This window comes from Marinobacter alexandrii, from assembly GCA_039984955.1.
Lineage (GTDB): Bacteria > Bacteroidota > Bacteroidia > Cytophagales > Cyclobacteriaceae > Ekhidna.
On the sequence record JBDWTN010000007.1, the window covers coordinates 55,878 to 75,789 of the forward strand.

A 19,912-nucleotide genomic window follows, 5' to 3' on the forward strand; every position below is an offset into this window, starting at 1 on the left:
AGTTTTGCTAAAAAAATAAATGGAGAAGGTGAATCTGGACATCAAACCTGGCGAAGGCTTAGGTAACATCAAATTCGGGATGAATAGAGATGAGGTTGAAAGACTTTTGGGAAAACCTGATCATCAGGAAGTGACGCACTATGGTGAAGATGAATCTGACCAAAGCGATGCTTGGGAATACCATCCTCTTAGATTAGATCTTAGCTTTGAAGAAGTAGAGGGCTGGCGTCTGATGATCATATCTGTTTCATCTGAAGACTACCTCTTAAAAGGATCCTCACTAATCGGTCTAAATCAAGACGAGTTAATGGAGGAATTGGAAATGCTCAGCATCAAGGATTTAGAGATTGAAGATCTTTCTTCTGAAGATCATCCAAATCAAAAGCTTGTTTCTTCAGAAGAACTGGCTGTCAACTTTTGGCTGCATGATAACATACTCGAGGAAATTCAATGGGGGCCTCAATTTCTTGATGATGATACAATTAAGTGGCCTTAAAACATCATAGAAACCCCAATAGATCCGTCCGTTCTGGTACGGTTTCCTGACAAATATTTTTCCTCCTGAAACCCAACGGAGGCATTAAGCATGAATTTTTCTTTGAAAAGCGTATGGTAGCTTACCCTTACCGTGGTAGCCTCAAGTCTTGATATTTCAGAAAAATTGCTGACCTGAAGTGGTGTAGTTCCTCTACTTGCATTTATTTGAATGTAATGAAATCTGTTACTAAAATTTCGTCTTATCAAAAACGTATGTGTCAAATCGTTTGATCTATTGTCTAGCTGGGCCAAATATGCTTTATAATTCGCGTAGTAATCTCCTTTATAAATCCCCATTCCTGCCGTATGAATGAATATTTGATTTTCAGAAAATTTGAAACTCATGATTCTACTTCCAGCTCGAAATTCTAATTTCCTAACATCCGCAATCAACTCAGCTCCGGCTCGATATTCAGGGAAAATTTCGGAATCACTTCCTCCTAAGTCTATTACCGCTCTAAACGTTTTCCCAAAAGAAGGGTAAAAGGCTCCATCAAAAGACACTCCGTTTTGAGAAAACATATTTCCGTGACTCACACCCAAGCTCCACGAATGTTTGGCTTCATTATGATAAGATGCTCGTATTACTGACCAAGGTGAAAATGTATTGTTAAAATGCGAATAGATGAAGTCTATGCCTACCCGTTGATGATTGTAAAGTTTGGAGATCAAAGCAAGTCTTGTACTCAAACTGCTTGCCACATCAATAGTAGAAAAACGCTTACTTGCCTCTTTATATTCTTTCAATTCCCACAAAGCAATGATTTCTTTTTCTTGAAAAAATGGATCATTAGGATAATGAACCAATGAACTTCTAGAGGTCTCTTTTAGCCTAATCCAATTATTACTCCACCAATATGAAGTGGCCTTTAGTTGCAGCGTCTCATAATCATTTGGATAATCATTTAGAAGGCTCTCAATTTTATTATCTGCACGATCAAAATCTTTTTGCCAAAGCAATATTCTAATCTCGTAAGACTTCAAATCATGATCTTCTGGAAACTCTTCAAGTCCTTTACCTATTGCTTTTAGCGCTTGATCATAAAGCTTTACTTCTGACCATTTTTTTGCTTTTAGTAGGTGTTCCTCTGGCTTATTCTGAGCCATACCAGCTAAGAAAACCAACATTGTTAAAAGGAAAATAATCTTTTTCATGGCAATTCATAGGTTAATTTTGACGGCTCTTCGGCAAGTTTTGATGAATCTTCAAATCCATCTCTTTTCATTTCTCCCCAACTCTTCACTCCTTTTATTTCATCAATATTCCCTTTGATTGACCAATAGGTGACTCTTGGATGATAAATAATAGGCTCTATCAATGCTGTCACTAACAATTTCAATAAGTCGCTGATTTTATTGTACTTATGAAAAGAAATTTCTTCAGCGTAAATAGTAAAGCAGGATAGGAATATGGCGAAATTGTAAAACATAAAGAGTAACGCTCCGAAGTGATACCATGAAATGGTACCTGTAAGAATTTGGAAGATGAAATAGGACATCCCTACCACCTCCAATATTGGTGCAAACCATTCAAAGAGTGCCCAAAAAGTATAACTAAGTATACCGCCTATTTTATGCTTAGGGTTAAGGAACATATTACTGTGTTTCAAAAGCACTTCGATTGTTCCTCTTGCCCATCTATTTCGTTGTTTTCCAAGGACTTTATTGCTAGAAGGTCCTTCTGTCCAGCAAAGTGGATCCGGAATCATGTGAATCTTGAATTTTCTTTTTTTAGAAACCATTAGGCTTCTCATTCGCACCACGAGCTCCATATCCTCTCCAACTGTATTCGTACTATACCCACCTGCTTCCAGAATCAGCTTTCTATCAAACATTCCAAAAGCACCTGAAATTAACAGAAGGCCATTGAGTTTGGACCAAGCCATTCTACTTAGCAGAAATGCTCTTAAGTATTCAAGCACTTGAAATCGGGCCAATTGATTCTTAGGTAGGTTTACCTTGACCAATCTTCCATGTTCTACCTCGCATGAATTTGCTATTCTAACAGTACCACCAGAAGCGATAATTCTGGCATCTTCCATGAAAGGCTTTACCATGCGCTGTAATGCATCATTCTCTAAGATGCAGTCTACATCAATGCAGGTAACAAGCTTACTTGAAGAAATATTGATTCCGGCATTTAGTGCATCGGATTTGCCTCCATTATCCTTATCTACGAAAATCAGCTTCTTAAAAGCCTTGTTTTGAGATTTGTATACCCCTCTGACTTTTTTTGTCTCAACTTTTTCATTGATGAAGAGCGGTACTCGTACTAGGTCAAAAGCTTTGATAACTTTCGTTAGCGTATCATCCTTGCTTCCATCATTGACCACAATTACATTGTAATTATTGTATTCAAGTGAGAGCATGGATTTTATATTTTCTATGATGGTAGGTCCTTCATTGTACGCCGGAGCTATCAGTGAAACTGATGGTGCCAGCTTGTATCCCACCAATCTTCGGAAGGTTGTCAATGAATTTCTCTTCATATACCTACGGAGAGCAAAGAATGAAACGGTAGCCAATATGAGGTAGCAAGAGGCGATAGATATTGAAAAACTGATGAAAAATCCATCCAAGATTTCGCTGAATAAATTTAGTAGTCTCATGATATTAGTTCGTTTTGGTGGTGGAGTGTCATTTGTTTCAACTCATCAGTCAAATGGTTAAAGTCGAACCCTAATTTCAAGGCAGTATTCACAGCTTCCATCCTTACTTCTACATCTTCATGGATAATCATTTGATCCACGATACTCTTATCCTGATCACTCCCCATTTCACTGAGAAATTGTAAAGAAGCTATAAGAACTTCTTTGTTTGCATCTTTCGCAGAGAAAACAACCTTGTATATAGCTTCGGAAGCCTGAAAAGCACCCAACTCTGTTAATCCATGAATAATTTTTGATTGTAAGTCTGGGTTTGCGCTTTCAAGCAATGTGATTAGAAGAGGAATATGATCATAGCATCCAAACTGGATAGACATTTGAACACAGAAAGAAGCTACTGATGGTTGCGGATGGTAATAGTGCTGGCTAAAATCAGGCAGTTGGTCTTTATCTTTTCCTTTTAATCTGGTAGCAATATTCATTTGCTCCCATCCTGTTAATTCTTCTTTGAGATGATCTAGAAAAGATAGTGGTTGAGGCGCCAGAGCTGTTAATCCCATTCTAGCAGCCTTTCTCAAATCTTTGTTTCTCGCATTTAGAAATTTGTAGAAATACGTAAAAGAATCATGTTGTTTCATTTGCTCCAACTCTTGAATTCCCTTCGATATTTTATACCAATTTCTGCTTTTTAGTTTTTTCATGCTAAAAGATTTCAGATCCAGGTCGCTATAAATGCGCATTAATGTACTGTGCGCTTCCCCAGAGAGGTTTGATATCTGTTTAATCATCTCATCAAGAATCCATTGCTTGATTAATGATGATCGTCTGATGCTCTTTTTAAGTATGCGGAAGTCTCTACGGTACTCATCTTCAGATTGGTCATTCATTGCAGATTGAATCAATATATGAGCAAGGTGATCTTGAATTTTAACCCAGTATTTCGTTCGGATTAATTCTTCCTTGAATCGTACGATTTTTTTGAATACAATCAGAAGAAAAAACACAAATGAAAGTGAGAGAAATACACCAGTAAGTACTGATATTACTAGTGCAGATAAATCTCCTGTGTAGATAGTTTCCATCTTTATTTGGTTATGCTACTAGCAATCTCTTTGCTCGCATTGAAAGTTCTCCAGGACTAAATGGTTTTGTCAGAAAATCTGTAACGCCTAGATCAAAAGCATCTAAAACCGTTGATTCAAGTCCTTCAGAGGATAAAATGATGAAATTGGTTGTCTTCTTTTGGTCTTCTCTAACGAACTCCAGGAGTCGCATGCCGCTTATAAAAGGCATGTGAATGTCTGAAATGATAAGATCAAATTCTTCTTCCTGAAGTAGCTTCATCGCTTCTTTTCCATCATTTACTTTTACAACTTCTCCCAGGTTATCTTTCCCGAGTTTAAAGAGGATCATGCTGCTAAGCACTGCATCATCTTCACATATTAATATTCTCTTTTTCATGTTCTTTGGTATTTTGTTTGTTATGCTGCTTCGTTATTGGAGTTTACAATAACTTGGAGTTGAGATTGGATATATTGAGCTTGACTGATAATTCGTGAAACCTTAGATTTCTGGAAATTGCCAGCTTTCCATTCACTAGCAAGCTTATTGAGCTCGTCAATTAGTGTTAAATCGCCAAGCATTTGTATGGTCGGCTTAATCATGTGATTCAACTTATTAAGAGCGTCTATATTTTTTGAATTGTAAAGTTCAGGAAGTTGGTCTTCGAGGTTAACCATGTTGTGAAAAATATAGCCAGCAAATTCATTGATAAACTCAATATCGCCTTCCATATATTCTTCTAATTGAGCTCTCAAATCCGAAACCCTACTATAATTAGGTTTCCATGTATCACTCACGAATTCAACACATGAGTCGTACTGAGAGATATTACTCAAACTTTCATTCTGACTGTTGCTAAACGCTTCATCATAGTAATGATCAATGAGGGTGTGCGTGTTTTGTGATTGTTGATAACTCGTTTCCATGATTCAAATAATTTAATAGTTCACTAAATATTCCTTTTTGATTATTTAGTAAAGCTATGGGGAACGAGGAGTCGATTTCTACGTAAAATCCGTATTGTGAAAAATGCGTAATTCCCTCCAAAAGTTATTGGAGACACGTACAATCAAGCTACCGCTTCCTTGATTAAGTAGTTAAGAAAGCAGTAGCAATGTGTTTTGAGGAGCAGATCTATCCTCTATTATTAAGCAACCTTATCAAGTCTAGATGGTTCTTCTTTGATGATCATGACAAGTTCTGATTTAACCATCTTCGTTCGGTTGAGCACATCATCAATTAGAGATGCATTGAAGATTTGTGACACCCATTCATCTTTAATGTGATAGAGTGTTTCTACTAGATCATCACATCCTAATATTTCCAATGTTGGTTTTACCATATGGATCAATTCACCTAATTCCTCTACATCTTTTGACTCATAGTAGTCAGGAAGCTGTGCTTGGAGTGTGTCTATATTTTCAAGGATGTTGTTCACAAATTCTATCATAAAATCAACGTCCCCTTCCGTATACTCTTCCAATCTAGTCTTCAGACCAAGTTTATCTGAATTAGATCCAATTTGCTTTTCTTCCTTCGGATTACTGACTTCAACTTGACGAACACCATCCAGGTTATTTGAAGAATACTTCGATAAAACATTAAGGAAATCTTTTGGATTAAATGGTTTTGCCAGGTAATCGTCAAAGAAATAACCCGAACCTTCTTTTCGTAAATCCAAAATCGTAGAAGCAGTCAATGCAATGATGGGAAGAGTCTTAAAGTATTCATCTTCCATCTTTCTGATTGTTGCAGTTGCGGTAGGTCCGTCCATCACTGGCATGCGTATATCCATTAAGACTACATCAAACACTTTTTGTTTCACATAATCCAGTGCTTCTTTACCATTATTTGCAATTTTAAAAGAGACTCCCCACTTCTCAAGGAAGCTTGCTGCGATAAATTGATTAGCCGTATTATCTTCAACCAAAAGAACGTTCAAATTGAGGTTGGTTTTGCTAATATCTTCAGTCACATGATCAGAATTTTGAATATCTCCCTGTTCCATCTCTGTGCTAAAAAAGAATCTTGAACCAAATCCTTCGCTACTTTCTAACTGCAGCTTTGATCCCATCATTTGTAGCAATTTTTCACAAATTGGTAACCCCAATCCTGTTCCTCCTTTTTCAAGGGTATGCTCGTTGTTCACCTGCTGGAAGCTTTTAAAGACTGCCTCATGCATGTGTTTGGGTATACCAACACCTGTATCTTTGATTTCAAAATGAATACGATCAGCAGAGTTCTGATCAGAAGAAACCTTTAAATGAACAAATCCCTCATCTGTAAATTTTAGTGCATTATTGATAAGGTTATTCAGTATTTGAGAAAGCCTAACCCTATCTCCCAAAACAATCTCAGGCAGGTCCTGATCCCATTTTAACAATAATTCTACTTCTTTTTTATTGGCTATAGGCTTCCATGAATTGACCAGGTTTAGACAAAGGTCTCTCAGGTCAAAATCGTTTTCTTCCAGAATAATGTTTCCTGATTCTATTTTACTAAAATCCAGCACATTATTAATCAGAGATAGCAGGTTATTACTACTAAATTTTAAAAGCTTGAATTTTTCGTCTTCTTTCAAAAATGGATTCTCGTCTAGGAGCAAATCGGTTGTTCCAATTATAGCATTGAGAGGTGTCCGTATTTCATGGCTCATGTTTGATAAGAACTCCTCTTTGATTTTACCCATTGCCAGCGCCTCTTCTTTTGCTTTCTTCAATTCCCTTTCATGCTCTACAATTTGAGTTACATCATCAGCATAGACAATGATTCCTCCTATTGATCCATCAGTGGTATTATTCCAGGGTGTTGCCACCCACTTGATCCATTTTCTATTGCCCTCCTCATCTAAGATTAGATCACTATCGCTATCAATTGCCTCGCCCTCGAGTACTCTTTTTCTTAAAGAATCAAGAAGCTCTTTTCTTTCAGCACTTACAGAAGTATCCCCTAGCCCTATTGTTTGTTCATTCACCGATTTATCGGCCATCCATTTTTCACTAAAAGCCAAATAATTGAGATCTTTACTAAACATCGCAATTGCCGCAGGAGATGAAAACACCATTGTTTTCAATAAGGTTTTCTCTGCAAGGATTTGCTCTTCGGTTTCTTTTAACCTCATCCGAGTATCTACCAATTCGGTGATGTCCTTTGCAATTGCATAGGCTTTCATTATCCTACCATCCACAACCGTATAGTCTACACTTTGCCCAAGCCAGATACGTTTTCCAGACTTGGTTTGAATTGGAAATTCATGATAAATAGATTCTATTCCTTCTTTTACTTTCGCTAAGTAATAATTTTTTGCCTTTGACCTTTCAGTCAATTCTATCAGATCCCAACATGTCATTTTATGAAGCTCTTCTCTTGTATATCCTGTTTTACAAATAGTAGAACTATTGGCGAAAGTGAATTTCCCCTTGGCATCCAATTCGTAAATTAAATCATGACTTGACTCTACAAGAGTTTGATAGGTTAGTTCACTACTTTTCAGAGCTTGCATATTATCCACTTGCTTAGCTAATAATTCGAGTCCCTTCTTTTGTTTACTAGAGAGTTTAGCTTTTTCATTATCCAGCACACAAAGTATCCCGATGATTTCACCTTTCTTATTATAAAGAGGAACTCCTCCAAATAATGATACCGTATTTTCATTGACAGTATTCAATGCCAAATAGCTTTTTGAAGCTTTTTCCTGAAAAGTCTTAAAGACAGAAGAAATGTTATTTAATAAGCCACTGGAGATTCTTCCAGACGTACTTTTGATATTGATGCCTTTTTGATCTATAAGACCTATAAAGGCATTACTCACATCACATATCTGCTTTGCTAGCATGACTATGTTATCATAGACCTCATTAGATTCTGAATCTGGTAGCTTGCAGCTATTTATTGAAGCAGCTTTATTACTATTCTTTAATTCTTGACTTACACTTTTCATAGTTTCTAGTTTTAAACTCGATGAGCTATCTAAATACATTTGTAAAACTATAAGTGTCTATTCCTGATTTTCTACGTAAAAGCCGTATTCTGAAAAATGCGTAAATCCCCCTCACAGGCCTATCAGGGTAATTCTACTTTTGGATTATGAAAAAATTAATAAAAACAATAGAATACATTAAATGGAAAAATTTAATGTTAGTTGCTAGCATTTTAGTACTAGCATCTTGTACAACTGATGATGCAGAAGAAATTCAAACTGATCTTGATGTCATCAATGATGAGACGCTGCTTAACGCACGGATGCTTAAAACGGATGAGGTTATTAATATCTCATCTACTGGACAAGGTAGAAAAAAGGCTGATTTTGAACTTAAATTAAAGGGAGAGTTAACCCCGCCTACTATAGATGACTTGCCTCTTCAGGCCACTTCTGTCTCTCAAAAAGGGAAATTCTTAGCTATCAGTTATAACTATGCAGGGGCCGTTTATGCTGGAGCGATCGATTTAGTAACAGAAGAACTGGAAGTTACTTCTCAGCTATTAGCATATGCAGATATTAATGAACTGGAATTCTATGCAAATAGCCTCTATTTTGTTGGTGGATCTGATAGACTTGAAAAGCCTGCATTTGCTGCTAAAATAGATTTTGATTCTGGCAAAGGTCAATTCAAGAGTGGTGGGACTGTATTTGAAGAAGTAGGTAGTTTCACAGCAAATAGCGTTACAGAGTTTGGAGGAGTTATTTATGTAACTACAGGCGATGATATGAGTACCGGTGGTGGAATCTACAGATTTAATTCATCTATGAACTTGGACAATTATGAAGCTATTGAAGATGCTCGCTGGGTTGAAGGTTCTGGTAGTAAAATATACTGTGTTTCTGGAGATCCTTCTACTATTTCAGTATTCGATAGAAACAACCTGGAGATCAAAGAAAAAATTGAACATAGTGCTAAAACGCTTCCAGAGTCTAAGCAGACCATCGATATAGACGATAAGAAAATTTTCGTAGCAGGTGGTGAGCAAGGTGTATTAGTTTATGATATGGATGGAAAATTGATTTCCAATCTAAAATTCGATGATAACTCAATTACCAATGCAGTTTCTGCTGAAAAAGGGAGGCTATTTATCAGTAATGGTGAAGGCGGTGTGTATGTGGCTACTTATGATGATGATGACGTTGAAATAATTGGAAAACTAGAACTTGGAAACAACGAATCAGTCAACCATATCTTGCTACATGATGATTATTTATATGTTGCTTCTGGTCTAGGTGGAGTAAAAATGATAGAAATTGACGATTAAATAACCAAAAAAGCGAAAACGACCAATAGAGGTGCCTTTATGGCACCTTTTTTTATGAAAGTCACCGTACCAGCTTGTGCATGATTTCAAACCTATTCATCTTTGCGAAGCACGGGTAAAATAGGAATATGTATAATGTTGTTGTGATTGGTGGAGGTATCGTTGGGCTTGCTTCCGCTCTAAAAATCAAAGAAAAAAATCCTAACTATAAAGTTGCTGTGATTGAAAAGGAGCGAAATATAGCTCAGCATCAAACTGGTCACAACAGTGGCGTCATTCATTCTGGTCTTTATTATAAGCCGGGAAGTTTTAAAGCTAAAAACTGTGTCGATGGATATAACATGCTTTTGGACTTCTGCAACGAAGAGGGAATACCTTATGAGCTATGCGGTAAAATAGTCGTTGCGACCAATGAATCACAACTCAGTTCTCTCCATACACTTCAGGAACGAGGAGAAGCAAATGGGCTGAAGAATATTAAAAAACTGAGCGCTGACGAGCTCAAAGAATACGAACCACACGTTGCTGGAGTTAGTGGACTTTATGTACCTCAGACTGGAATCATTGATTATAAACTTGTCGCGGATAAGTACGCGGATAAGTTTAAGCACTTTGGAGGCGAAATCTTTTCTTCCAATAAACTCATGAGTTTCAAAGAGGAAAGAGGATTCATACATGTTCATACCGAAAATGAACGGCTTACTACACGATTGGTGGTCAACTGCTCCGGGCTCTATTCCGATAAGGTGGCCAAATTAACGGGCGCAAAAATTGATTTTAAAATTGTCCCATTTAGGGGCGAATATTACAAGATAAAACCTGCCAAAGAGCACTTAGTCAAGAATTTAATCTACCCAGTTCCTGACCCAAATTTTCCATTTTTAGGTGTTCACTTCACTCGACACATTGATGGAGGGATTGAAGCGGGACCCAATGCTGTTTTAGCTTTTGCCAGAGAAGGGTACTCAAAAAATCAGGTCAATATGAAAGAACTACTAGGTACGCTCTTTTATCCTGGATTTATGAGAGTAGCCTATAAATATTGGAGAACAGGCATAGGTGAAATGTATCGATCTTATTCTAAAGGAGCATTTACCAAAGCACTACGAGAGTTGATACCTGAAATCGAGAAGAAAGATTTAATCAAAGGTGGTGCGGGTGTAAGGGCACAAGCTTGTGATCGCAAAGGTGGATTGATCGATGACTTTCTTGTTGTCGAACACGACAAGTTTATCAATGTTGGAAATGCCCCGTCCCCTGCTGCAACATCCTCTTTAGCAATAGGTGAAAGGGTAGCACAAATGGCGATAGAAAAACTTAGTTAGAAAACAAGCTGATTGAGTTGGCATTCAATACCTTTATTAGATGCAATTTGACTTAAACAAATCCTTAGAAATACTCGAACGAACTCCTGTTGTTATCAAAGGTCTACTCTCTGGAATATCTACCGACTGGACCTCAAGCAACGAAGGAGAAAACACATGGAGTCCCTTCGATATAGTGGGTCACCTAGTTCATGGAGAGGAAGTAGACTGGTTGCCCAGAACTAAAATCATCCTACAACATGGAAATTCCCAGCCATTTGAACCTTTTGATAGGTTTGCTCAATTTGAAAAGAGCAAAGGCAAAAGTTTAAATCAACTACTAGATGAATTTGAGCAATTGCGCACAGCAAACCTTAAAGAATTAAGAGTGCTAAATATCATGGATGACGATCTAAGCAAAACAGGAATGCATCCTGGTCTTGGTAAAATTACACTTCAAAACCTTTTATCCAGTTGGACGGTTCATGATTTGGGGCATATTGTTCAGATATCAAGAGTTTTGGCTAAGCAGTATACAAGTGAAGTCGGTCCCTGGACTCAATATATGGCTGTACTTAAATAGTCCGATAAAAGACCTTTATTGGATATTGTGAAACTGATTGAATAGAGTTTATCGTTTATTTGAATTATGAAAAATCTTATTGTTCTCCTAGGAATTACCTTCTCAATCGCTTCCTGTGCACAGCAAACAGCTGATAAGAAAGTTCCAACTACTCTCCCATTTGATAAAATTGAAAAACAGGAATCTGAATGGAAAAAAGAACTCTCTGATCTTGATTATTACGTGCTTCGTGAAAAAGGGACAGAAAGAGCTTTTACCAGTGATCTATTAGCTAACAAAAAAGAAGGAACATATACATGCAAAGCATGCTCATTACCCCTTTTTACCTCTGGTGCAAAATTCAAATCAGGGACTGGTTGGCCTTCTTTTTCTAAGCCGATCAATAAGGTTAATGTAGCTGAGGAGGATGATCGTGCATATGGTATGGTAAGAACAGAAGTATTATGTGCAAGGTGCGATGGGCATCTTGGTCACGTATTTCCAGATGGCCCTGCTCCTACCGGATTACGATACTGTATAAATGGAGCATCTTTGAAATTTAGTGAGAAGGAATAATTTCTTCAATAAACCACTCAGATGCATATTCCATATAGCTCCATTGATTACCTGGCATGGTAAACCCTACGTGACCTCCTTTATCAGGCATTTCCAGATAAAGCGTTTCACTTTTTCTTGCCAACTCTATAGGGTAGCACTTACTGCCTAACATTGGATCATTTACTGCATTTACAATGAAAAGTGGGATTTGAATATTGGTTAAAAATTGATCACTTGTAATCTTAGCATAAAAGTCATCCGCACTAGAATACTCTGTATGTATTTTCAGGGTAAACTTCTCATCTAATTCACGAAAGCTTCGAATTCCTTCTATACCATCAACATCCATTTCCACGACTTCCGCCTTAGCAAGTATTTTCTCTTTTAGCTTAGAGACGAATCGTCGTTCATAAAACCTGTTGCCTCTTTTTCTTAACTGATCTGCGCTATCCAGAACATTGCATGGCACTGAAAAAGAGATAGCTCCTTTGATTCTGGAATCCGTTTTACGCTCTCCGAGGTATTTTTGCTGCATTCCACCACCCATAGAATAGCCAATAAGCACAACCTCTTCATAAGCTCCTTCAAGTCCCTGGTTTATTACTGCGGAAATATCCTCTGTTGCACCATGATGATAAAATCGGGGTAACCTATTCAACTCTCCACTACAACTGCGATTATTCCAAGCCAAGATGTCCCACCCTTTTTTTGAGAAAAAATGTGCAGGTCGCTTTATGTAATGTCTGTAGGAACTGCCTTCCAGTCCATGGCTTAAAATGATAAGTCTCTTGTTCCCATTTCTTAACCAATCAAGATCTAAAAAATCTCCATCTTCAAGCTCCAAACGCTCACGTTCATAAGAAACATCATTAACTTCATAAAACAATGAAGGGATAATTGTCTCAAAATGACCATTGATAAAGTACCATGGCCTCTTGTGATATTTAGGTTTTACAATAGGCATGATCGGCTTAATTTTTGCTTTATTTTGAGCTTCGAAATCAAAAGTGAAATTTAACCATTGAATGCAACTTAAATTCCAATTCTCTTTTTTACTTCTCCTTACACTCTCTTTTTCTTTCGCACAAAATGTATTGATTGTAGATGATGCGACAGATAAACCTGTGACTGATGTATTTATTTACCATGAGAATAAAGAAGACATTGCATACACTAGTGAAAAAGGAATTGCCGATATTTCTTCTTTTCCTAAAGGTTTAATTTTCTTTCAGCATCCATCCTATTATCAGCAATCCGTAGCTTATCTGGGCAGTGATCTAAAAATAGCATTGAAGGAAAAAATCATGTCTTTTAATGAAGTGGTTATATCAGCTAATAAATGGGAGCAAGAAGAGGAAAGTGTTTCTCAGCAGATCATGACAGTAAGTAAGAAGTCCATCCAATTCCAAAATCCACAGACTTCTGCAGATCTCCTAGCAAACTCAGGACAGGTATTTGTGCAAAAGAGTCAGTTAGGAGGCGGTTCTCCAAAAATCAGAGGCTTCTCTGCAAATTCGGTCTTACTAGTAGTAGATGGCGTGAGGATGAACAATGCTATTTTTCGAAGTGGGAATTTGCAAAACGTTATCAATGTAGATGCAAATGCATTGGAAAGTTCTGAGGTGATTTTCGGTCCTGGTTCAGTAATCTATGGAAGTGATGCGCTGGGTGGTGTTATGGACTTCCACACCATAGAGCCTCAATGGTCTAGCGACAATGTTATGGATGTTTCTGCAAATGCTCTGGCGAGATACAGTACAGCAGCTAATGAAAGGACTGGTCATTTAGATTTTTCCTTGTCAAAGAAAAAAGTCACCTTCTTTCATTCTTCCTCGTTTACAGCTTTTGACGACTTAAAAGCAGGAAGTAACCGTAAAAACGGTTATCAAGATGAATTTAAACGTAACTTTTACGTACAACGAGTTGACAGAGAAGATCAACTAGTATCAAATTCAGAAGTTAATCTTCAAAAATTCTCTGGGTACAATCTTTTCAATACCATTTCAAAAATCAAATTTCGATTATCTAAAGACATTGATATAGGCTATGGTTTTTACTATAGTACCACTTCTGATATACCTAGATATGATAGACTTACTCTACCTCTAAACAGTAGTTCAGATTCTCTAGAAGTTGCCGAGTGGTTTTACGGACCACAGAAATGGATGATGCATAATTTAAAGGTCAATTATTACAATGTTAATAAACTGTTTGATCAAGCAAGAGTAACCTTAGCCTATCAAAAATTTGAAGAAAGTAGAAATGATCGAGATTTCGGTGATAACAGATTGCGAACCCGTACTGAAATGGTAGATATGTATTCCATTTCTTTAGATTTTGATAAAGAGCTTAATTCTTCCAACCTTTATTACGGTATAGACTTTTTCTATAATGATGTTCATTCAGAAGGTACTCGAAAGAATCTAGACACTGATTCTATTAGTACAGTAACGCCAAGATATCCTGATGGCGGAAGTGAATACACCTCTTTCGCGGTATACGGAAGTTTTGTTAATCAGCTTTCAGACATGATTACCTTGAATACCGGAGCAAGACTAAATACAATTTCTGTTTCAGGAAAAACCTTAAATGAAGATGCAGGAGCTTTTGCCGCAAATGACTTTAATCTTACCAATACCGCAGTAAACGGATCTATTGGGCTGGTGATCAATACTTCTAACAACGACAAGTTCAGTTATAATTTATCGAGTGGATTTAGGTCACCTAACATTGATGATGTAGGTAAGATTTTTGAACTTGACGATAACATACTCATAGTTCCAAATGAAAATCTTAAGCCAGAATACACGCTGAGTAATGAGGTTTCCTACCAAAGAAAAAGCGATCGTTTCCTACTACATATTGTAGGTTTTTATAGTCGATTATATGATGCTATCGTAAGAGGAGAATTCGACATTCCTAACTCAAGTGCATCCGATAGTTTAGAGATAAGAGCCCAGGTAAATGCGGATCAAGCGGAGATTTATGGCGGGAGTATTTTGCTTAAAGCAGAAATATCTAGTGATTTAGCAATAGGTAATACAATTACCTATACCGACGGGAAAGACCTAAGCAATAATGAGCCGCTAAGACATACCACCCCGATATTTGGAAGATTTACATTATCTCATCGCGCTAAAAAAATCCGATCCGAGCTGTTTGTAGATTACAATGCTAATTATGGTCGTAAGGATATTCCATCAAGCGAAATAGACGACAAACCCCATCTGTATACAGATTCTGGGACCCCTGGTTGGTACACAATTAATATAAAATCTAGTTTTCAGGTAAACAAACATCTTAATATGAATATTGGTGTAGAGAACATCCTTGACTCACACTACAGGCCCTATTCTTCAGGTATCAGCGCTCCTGGGAGGAATTTTATTTTTGCTCTGAGAGCCAATATTTAGATTATTTAAAAAATCTAACACCAACGGTCAAATCTATCCTGGTAAGCGTAAAATCTGCAGGTACAGTTATTCCGTTATTATCAAATTCTTTTAAACTAGCGATATTGACTTCAGCACCTACCCCCACACCGACATTCTGAACGAAGATGAAATCATAATTCACGCCTAGTACCAAACCGAATGTGTCTCCTTCTTGATAGAAGGGAACTCCATCGCCAAGTCCATCAGTTCTATATTTAACGACTCCTCCGGCAATAAAGTAATTGACAACTTGATCATCGTACAGAAAATTTCTATACATGAATGATAAACCTATATAATCGAATGTGACTTTTTCATCCCTTAAACTAGAAAAACCAAAAGCTGTACTAAACGGAGGTTGAAAATCTTCGTCTGCATTTGTGGATATATGATTGTACTTAGCTCCTACACCGAAGTTTTCCGTAATAAAGTAATGCAATTCCCCACCCAGATTCCATAAAGATTGCAATTGTTGTTTATAGGAATCGGGCAACCCTTCATATCCTCCTAATTGGTAAGTATATCCGGTGTTTATGGACAATCTAAAAGAAGAAGGTTCAAATTCCTCAAACTCAATTTCTTCTTCTGGTGCGACAGGTATATCCGGTGATTGAGTCACTGTTTCAGGTTTCGCTTGATCGTAGTGTTGAATTTTAGATAAAGGAAGTCTAGACCTCATCAGGAGTACTCCGCTCCTATCGTAAATGGAAAAGTGAATGAATTCATCACCGACCCTTGTAATCTTACAATCAATGGTGTCTCCTTCGGTGGTGACTATTATATCTTGCGATTTGGCGAAATAGAATGTCGCCAAGAAGGTCAGGAAAATTAGGTATTTCTTCAATTTGTCTTAATTAGACAATGAAGATATTAAGATCAGAATCAAATTTTTATATGTTTTCTAAAAATTGAGCTAAACCCCTCTCACAAAAGTAAGAAGGGTCTAATCTCTCATTCTAAAACATAATTATTTTTTATTCGGACGAAGGTCAAAAACCCTAGTGATATTAAACCCATAATGAATATCACCATCCCAGAAATCCTCCGTTGTTTCACCAATAAAACCTCGCTCATTCATTTGAACGGCATTTGTGAAATGAAGCTGAAATACATGACCTCCGGTCTCTATATCCACACCCACTGCAAAAGAATCTTTAAACTGCTCCGCCTTACCTGATAATTGAGGGTAATATTCAGTTACAATAGCTACGCGATTAGATAACTTATATCGAGCTCCCAAACCAATCGCTAGGAGTAGATTCTCATCATCTTCGGTTAAAACAAGGTTTCTCTGAATTACTGTCGGAGTTATTTGCAAACTAAAGTTCGAATTGAATTTCTTGGCTATCAGCAGTTGTGCAGTGTATGCGTTTCTGTCCAAACCACTCAATCCTTCTATTTCAGCTGTTTTTCTAGCGATAGAAGCAAATGCTGTCATTGTTACCGGTGAATTGTTAGATTGACGCAATAGTCGATACTTAATAAAGCCATCAACTACCTTATCAAAAGAAGATCGACCAATTCCAATATTGAGATTGTCTGTAAGTCCATATTCTAGCCCCATTCGCATATTTGCAAAGTCTAGCCCCCAAAATTCTTTATACCCTGAATTTAAAGTTCCAAAGCGATGGCTAATGATAAACTCCAAGGAGCCATTTGATCGTGTCTCAATTGAATGTCCATTGATGACTCGAGTACTCTTAAAAGTTGCTATCGCATAGCCTTTATCTGCTGTCCCTTCAGATTCTAATAATTCTAATAGCTCATCCTGAGCAAAGGAATTAAACCCAAACAGGAGTAGTAAAATACTAATTCTTCGCATATGGCTTATAATCAAATTTTGCAGTTACTTCTACTTCTTCCGCAATCTTGTAAAAAACTGCCTTCGGTATTTTAATTTTATAATCTTCAAGTTTGATGATAAACACTGCTGACATGTTTAAGGCATCTCCTTTCTTATCTATTTCTCCATCAATCTTTATTTCCTTAGATACGCCATGAAGCTCTAAAGTACCCTCTGCCGTAGCGGAAGACTTACCTTCTTGTCCATCCCAGTTGGTCAATTTTCCTTTAAAAGTTGCCTTAGGGTATTTGTCTGACTCAAGGTAATTTTCATTGAAATGTTCCTGCATAAGTTCTTTTGGGAACTCAAATGACGTAATAGGTATAACAATGACTATATTCTTAGAATCCATATCAATAATACTGGTAGAAGATTCATTAACAGCCTCTATGTCTTCCATAGGAGCGGAGGAATAAAATTTAATATAAGATTCTTCAGTCTTGTATTTCTGTCCAAAAGAAGTAATACAAACAAAGAATAGTAGTGTGATTAGGTAATAATACTTTTTCATAATTTATTGTTTAATTGTCTTTTGCTCCGGCATCTACCCAACAAGCAATGATTTCTATCTCTGATGCTGAAAGATCCTCTCTTCCAGATGGCGGCATACTACGTCCACCAGTTCTTGCTTTCACTCTTTGAGCACTGCTTATAATCTGTGATTTAGTCGATAGGTTAGGAGACTGGCTACCATTATGACACCCAGACACTGCGCAGTTTGCTGAAATTATAGGCATTACATCACTTGTAAGACTTGTAGTAGATATTACATCTACTGTAACACTCTTTTCAACTACGCACCCTTCTTCATCCCTCGCGGCTACAGTATACGATCCAGCAGAAATATCTTCAAAGGCTGTAGCAGCTTGAAATGAGCCACCATCAAGCGAAAAAGTTATGTCTCCCACTCCACCACTAGCTTCTAGCAGAATACTCCCAGTATCTTCAATACAATCTGACGGACTAGATGAAGTATTGAAAGTGATTCCTGTATCTTCAGCTTCAAGGGTAAACAATGTTGAAACCACACATTCATCAATCTCTTTTACAAAAAATTCTAGATTTCCGGCAAACAATCCCTCAATTGTCGGTGAGGATTGAAAATCTATTCCATTTGAACTGTATGTAAATGTGCCTGTTCCTCCAGAAGCCAAGAGCGTCACGCTCCCAGGTTGATCACAATCAGATTTTACAGAAGATACCACCCCCAATTCGAGATCGGAAAGTGAGCAATCAATGGCAGGTTCCTGCACATTATTTACGCAGCGTGATAAAAGGAATAAGAGAATTCCTAAAAGGAAAATTAATCTTAGCGACATTTGATCAGATTTATAGGTCATTTAACATTGAATGAATAAAACAATCGCTGCATTATAGCGACATACAAAAGACGTATATAATTGAAGGAATGGTTGCGTGGAGAGATAGACAAAGAGTGAACAACTGTACTACAAAGGGTGACAAGGGATTATCAATATTGATAATCCATACTCTTAGACTGGACTACCTCCCATGTATGATCTGACATTAATCTTATTTCAGCTTCAAAAGATTCGTACGGAAAATTCTTGCCCCATTCATCCGGGCTCACCATTGACACCAAATCTAAACCACTCTTTTTCTTATATAAAAAATAGGTTTTGCCAATCACTGGCTGAAAAGGTACATCTGCTTTGTAAATTCTTTCAGAGACTTCTACTCTTGACTTTAAGTACTTTGCCTGTTCAATAAGTGTTTGCATTTGCTCGTAGAGCTGTCGGAATTGTCGATCAGTTTGATCGTGCATGGATGCTACAGCATTGCCTTTAATTCTCCCTTTATCTTCAGGCTTTATTATGGCACTTCCTGCATGATGAGCATATTCGATTAGACCGGGTAGATCTGTGATTTTTTCCTTTTCTTTTTCTAGATCAATGGAAGAAATATCTATCTTATTGTCATTCATTTGCTTCCTTTTTGTCACTTCTTTCCCATGGAGCTACAGTCCTATTGCTCATATCGATAGCTATCAAAGCTAAAATAATTACAAAAATGATGGCTCCAACCAAGAAATATTTCTTAGACTTTATCATACTTGCAAAGTGAACTAGAAAAGTTGAAAAATAGTTTAGAAAATTATGACAGTAGAAGGTAAAATTGTAGAAAAGTACGAGACTCAAACAGTAAAGGAAACTTTCAAAAAGAGAGAATTTGTGTTAGAGTATGCGGAAAACCCTCAATATCCAGAGTTTGTAAAGTTCGAATTGATACAAAGCAATTGCGATCAGTTGGACAATCTGAATGTAGGTGACGAAGTTTCAGTCAACTTCAATCTAAAAGGACGTAAGTGGACCGACCCTCAAGGACAGGTAAAATACTTTAATAGTCTACAAGCATGGCGTGTTGACAAGAAGGATGCATCTAATCAGGGGGCAGATACTCCTCCACCTACTCAGGAGTGGGCAAAGGAGGATTTTTCCAAGGATGATGATTTGCCTTTCTAACGACGTTTTCTAAAAGTAATTGGGATATAGTCGTCTGTAGGTAAGCCCAGATGAGCTAAATCCCATTTATTGTCATACCCATTTACCAATTGCCTGATGCATTCAACTCGATCTTCGGTGGGGTATGGACAATCATCCCAATGAAAAATTTCGACTCGATATTGATATTGCTTTTTGATGCCATTTACTCTTACTTCTACCTCAATATCCTGTTCCTCATTGAGTTGCGGTATTTCTATGCCTATTATTCCCATATTAGATTTAGTTTTTATATTC

The 19,912-nt window shown here is 37.2% G+C and carries 21 protein-coding genes; 7 read left to right on the forward strand and 14 right to left on the reverse strand.

Going from position 1 to position 19,912, the window contains the following annotated elements; translation table 11 throughout:
• The first annotated feature begins 19 nt into the window (after positions 1–19).
• Positions 20–496 (forward strand): hypothetical protein, encoded by a 477-nt coding sequence (locus tag ABJQ32_06530; protein MEP5289289.1) that lies wholly within the window; start codon positions 20–22, stop codon positions 494–496.
• On the opposite strand, the gene ABJQ32_06535 is transcribed toward ABJQ32_06530, so the two are convergent.
• From ABJQ32_06535 to ABJQ32_06560, 6 genes are all read right to left on the reverse strand, one after another.
• A complete protein-coding gene (locus ABJQ32_06535; protein ID MEP5289290.1) occupies positions 493–1,692 on the reverse strand; it encodes a YaiO family outer membrane beta-barrel protein in 1,200 nt (399 codons plus the stop codon). The genes ABJQ32_06530 and ABJQ32_06535 overlap by 4 nt on opposite strands.
• Positions 1,689–3,146 (reverse strand): glycosyltransferase, encoded by a 1,458-nt coding sequence (locus ABJQ32_06540; GenBank protein MEP5289291.1) that lies wholly within the window; start codon positions 3,144–3,146, stop codon positions 1,689–1,691. Before ABJQ32_06540 ends, ABJQ32_06535 begins: the two co-directional genes overlap by 4 nt.
• A complete protein-coding gene (locus ABJQ32_06545) occupies positions 3,143–4,225 on the reverse strand; it encodes a HEAT repeat domain-containing protein (GenBank protein MEP5289292.1) in 1,083 nt (360 codons plus the stop codon). The genes ABJQ32_06540 and ABJQ32_06545 overlap by 4 nt, the downstream gene beginning before the upstream one ends.
• A 10-nt stretch (positions 4,226–4,235) precedes the next feature.
• Positions 4,236–4,604, reverse strand: coding sequence for a response regulator transcription factor (locus ABJQ32_06550; GenBank protein MEP5289293.1), 369 nt, complete (start codon positions 4,602–4,604; stop codon positions 4,236–4,238).
• A 20-nt stretch (positions 4,605–4,624) separates the two neighbouring features.
• Positions 4,625–5,131 (reverse strand): hypothetical protein, encoded by a 507-nt coding sequence (locus ABJQ32_06555; GenBank protein MEP5289294.1) that lies wholly within the window; start codon positions 5,129–5,131, stop codon positions 4,625–4,627.
• Between the two features lie 221 nt (positions 5,132–5,352).
• Positions 5,353–8,145: an ATP-binding protein gene (locus tag ABJQ32_06560; GenBank protein MEP5289295.1), complete on the reverse strand. Its 2,793-nt coding sequence runs from the start codon at positions 8,143–8,145 to the stop codon at positions 5,353–5,355.
• Positions 8,146–8,291: 146 nt separating this feature from the next.
• On the opposite strand from ABJQ32_06560, the gene ABJQ32_06565 reads away from it, so the two are divergent.
• The 4 genes from ABJQ32_06565 (at position 8,292) to msrB (ending at position 11,894) form a co-directional block, all read left to right on the forward strand.
• Positions 8,292–9,452 (forward strand): hypothetical protein, encoded by a 1,161-nt coding sequence (locus ABJQ32_06565; GenBank protein ID MEP5289296.1) that lies wholly within the window; start codon positions 8,292–8,294, stop codon positions 9,450–9,452.
• Between the two features lie 128 nt (positions 9,453–9,580).
• A complete protein-coding gene (gene lhgO, locus ABJQ32_06570; GenBank protein ID MEP5289297.1) occupies positions 9,581–10,777 on the forward strand; it encodes an L-2-hydroxyglutarate oxidase in 1,197 nt (398 codons plus the stop codon).
• A gap of 40 nt (positions 10,778–10,817) precedes the next feature.
• Positions 10,818–11,339: a DinB family protein gene (locus tag ABJQ32_06575; protein ID MEP5289298.1), complete on the forward strand. Its 522-nt coding sequence runs from the start codon at positions 10,818–10,820 to the stop codon at positions 11,337–11,339.
• A 66-nt stretch (positions 11,340–11,405) separates the two neighbouring features.
• Positions 11,406–11,894 (forward strand): peptide-methionine (R)-S-oxide reductase MsrB, encoded by a 489-nt coding sequence (gene msrB, locus ABJQ32_06580; protein ID MEP5289299.1) that lies wholly within the window; start codon positions 11,406–11,408, stop codon positions 11,892–11,894.
• Here the strand turns inward: msrB and ABJQ32_06585 are convergent.
• Positions 11,878–12,840, reverse strand: a complete 963-nt coding sequence (locus ABJQ32_06585; protein ID MEP5289300.1) for an alpha/beta fold hydrolase — start codon at positions 12,838–12,840, stop codon at positions 11,878–11,880. The genes msrB and ABJQ32_06585 overlap by 17 nt on opposite strands.
• A 61-nt stretch (positions 12,841–12,901) precedes the next feature.
• On the opposite strand from ABJQ32_06585, the gene ABJQ32_06590 reads away from it, so the two are divergent.
• Entirely contained in the window at positions 12,902–15,289 is a 2,388-nt protein-coding gene (locus tag ABJQ32_06590; GenBank protein ID MEP5289301.1) for a TonB-dependent receptor, read from the forward strand.
• Between the two features lies 1 nt (position 15,290).
• Here ABJQ32_06590 and ABJQ32_06595 read toward each other — a convergent pair whose 3' ends face one another.
• From ABJQ32_06595 to ABJQ32_06620, 6 genes are all read right to left on the reverse strand, one after another.
• Positions 15,291–16,154, reverse strand: coding sequence for a hypothetical protein (locus ABJQ32_06595; protein MEP5289302.1), 864 nt, complete (start codon positions 16,152–16,154; stop codon positions 15,291–15,293).
• Between the two features lie 123 nt (positions 16,155–16,277).
• A complete protein-coding gene (locus ABJQ32_06600) occupies positions 16,278–17,132 on the reverse strand; it encodes a DUF5777 family beta-barrel protein (protein MEP5289303.1) in 855 nt (284 codons plus the stop codon).
• Positions 17,119–17,664 (reverse strand): YceI family protein, encoded by a 546-nt coding sequence (locus tag ABJQ32_06605; protein MEP5289304.1) that lies wholly within the window; start codon positions 17,662–17,664, stop codon positions 17,119–17,121. The genes ABJQ32_06600 and ABJQ32_06605 overlap by 14 nt, the downstream gene beginning before the upstream one ends.
• A gap of 10 nt (positions 17,665–17,674) precedes the next feature.
• The gene (locus tag ABJQ32_06610) at positions 17,675–18,472 is read right to left on the reverse strand and encodes a hypothetical protein (protein ID MEP5289305.1); all 798 of its coding nucleotides are present in this window, start codon (positions 18,470–18,472) and stop codon (positions 17,675–17,677) included.
• Positions 18,473–18,624: 152 nt separating this feature from the next.
• The gene (locus tag ABJQ32_06615; protein MEP5289306.1) at positions 18,625–19,098 is read right to left on the reverse strand and encodes a DUF2452 domain-containing protein; all 474 of its coding nucleotides are present in this window, start codon (positions 19,096–19,098) and stop codon (positions 18,625–18,627) included.
• The gene (locus ABJQ32_06620) at positions 19,091–19,225 is read right to left on the reverse strand and encodes a hypothetical protein (GenBank protein MEP5289307.1); all 135 of its coding nucleotides are present in this window, start codon (positions 19,223–19,225) and stop codon (positions 19,091–19,093) included. Before ABJQ32_06620 ends, ABJQ32_06615 begins: the two co-directional genes overlap by 8 nt.
• Before the next feature lie 45 nt (positions 19,226–19,270).
• Between ABJQ32_06620 and ABJQ32_06625 the strand changes: the two genes are divergently transcribed.
• Positions 19,271–19,636 (forward strand): DUF3127 domain-containing protein, encoded by a 366-nt coding sequence (locus tag ABJQ32_06625; GenBank protein MEP5289308.1) that lies wholly within the window; start codon positions 19,271–19,273, stop codon positions 19,634–19,636.
• On the opposite strand, the gene ABJQ32_06630 is transcribed toward ABJQ32_06625, so the two are convergent.
• The gene (locus ABJQ32_06630) at positions 19,633–19,890 is read right to left on the reverse strand and encodes a hypothetical protein (protein MEP5289309.1); all 258 of its coding nucleotides are present in this window, start codon (positions 19,888–19,890) and stop codon (positions 19,633–19,635) included. The genes ABJQ32_06625 and ABJQ32_06630 overlap by 4 nt on opposite strands.
• Positions 19,891–19,912: the final 22 nt, after the last annotated feature.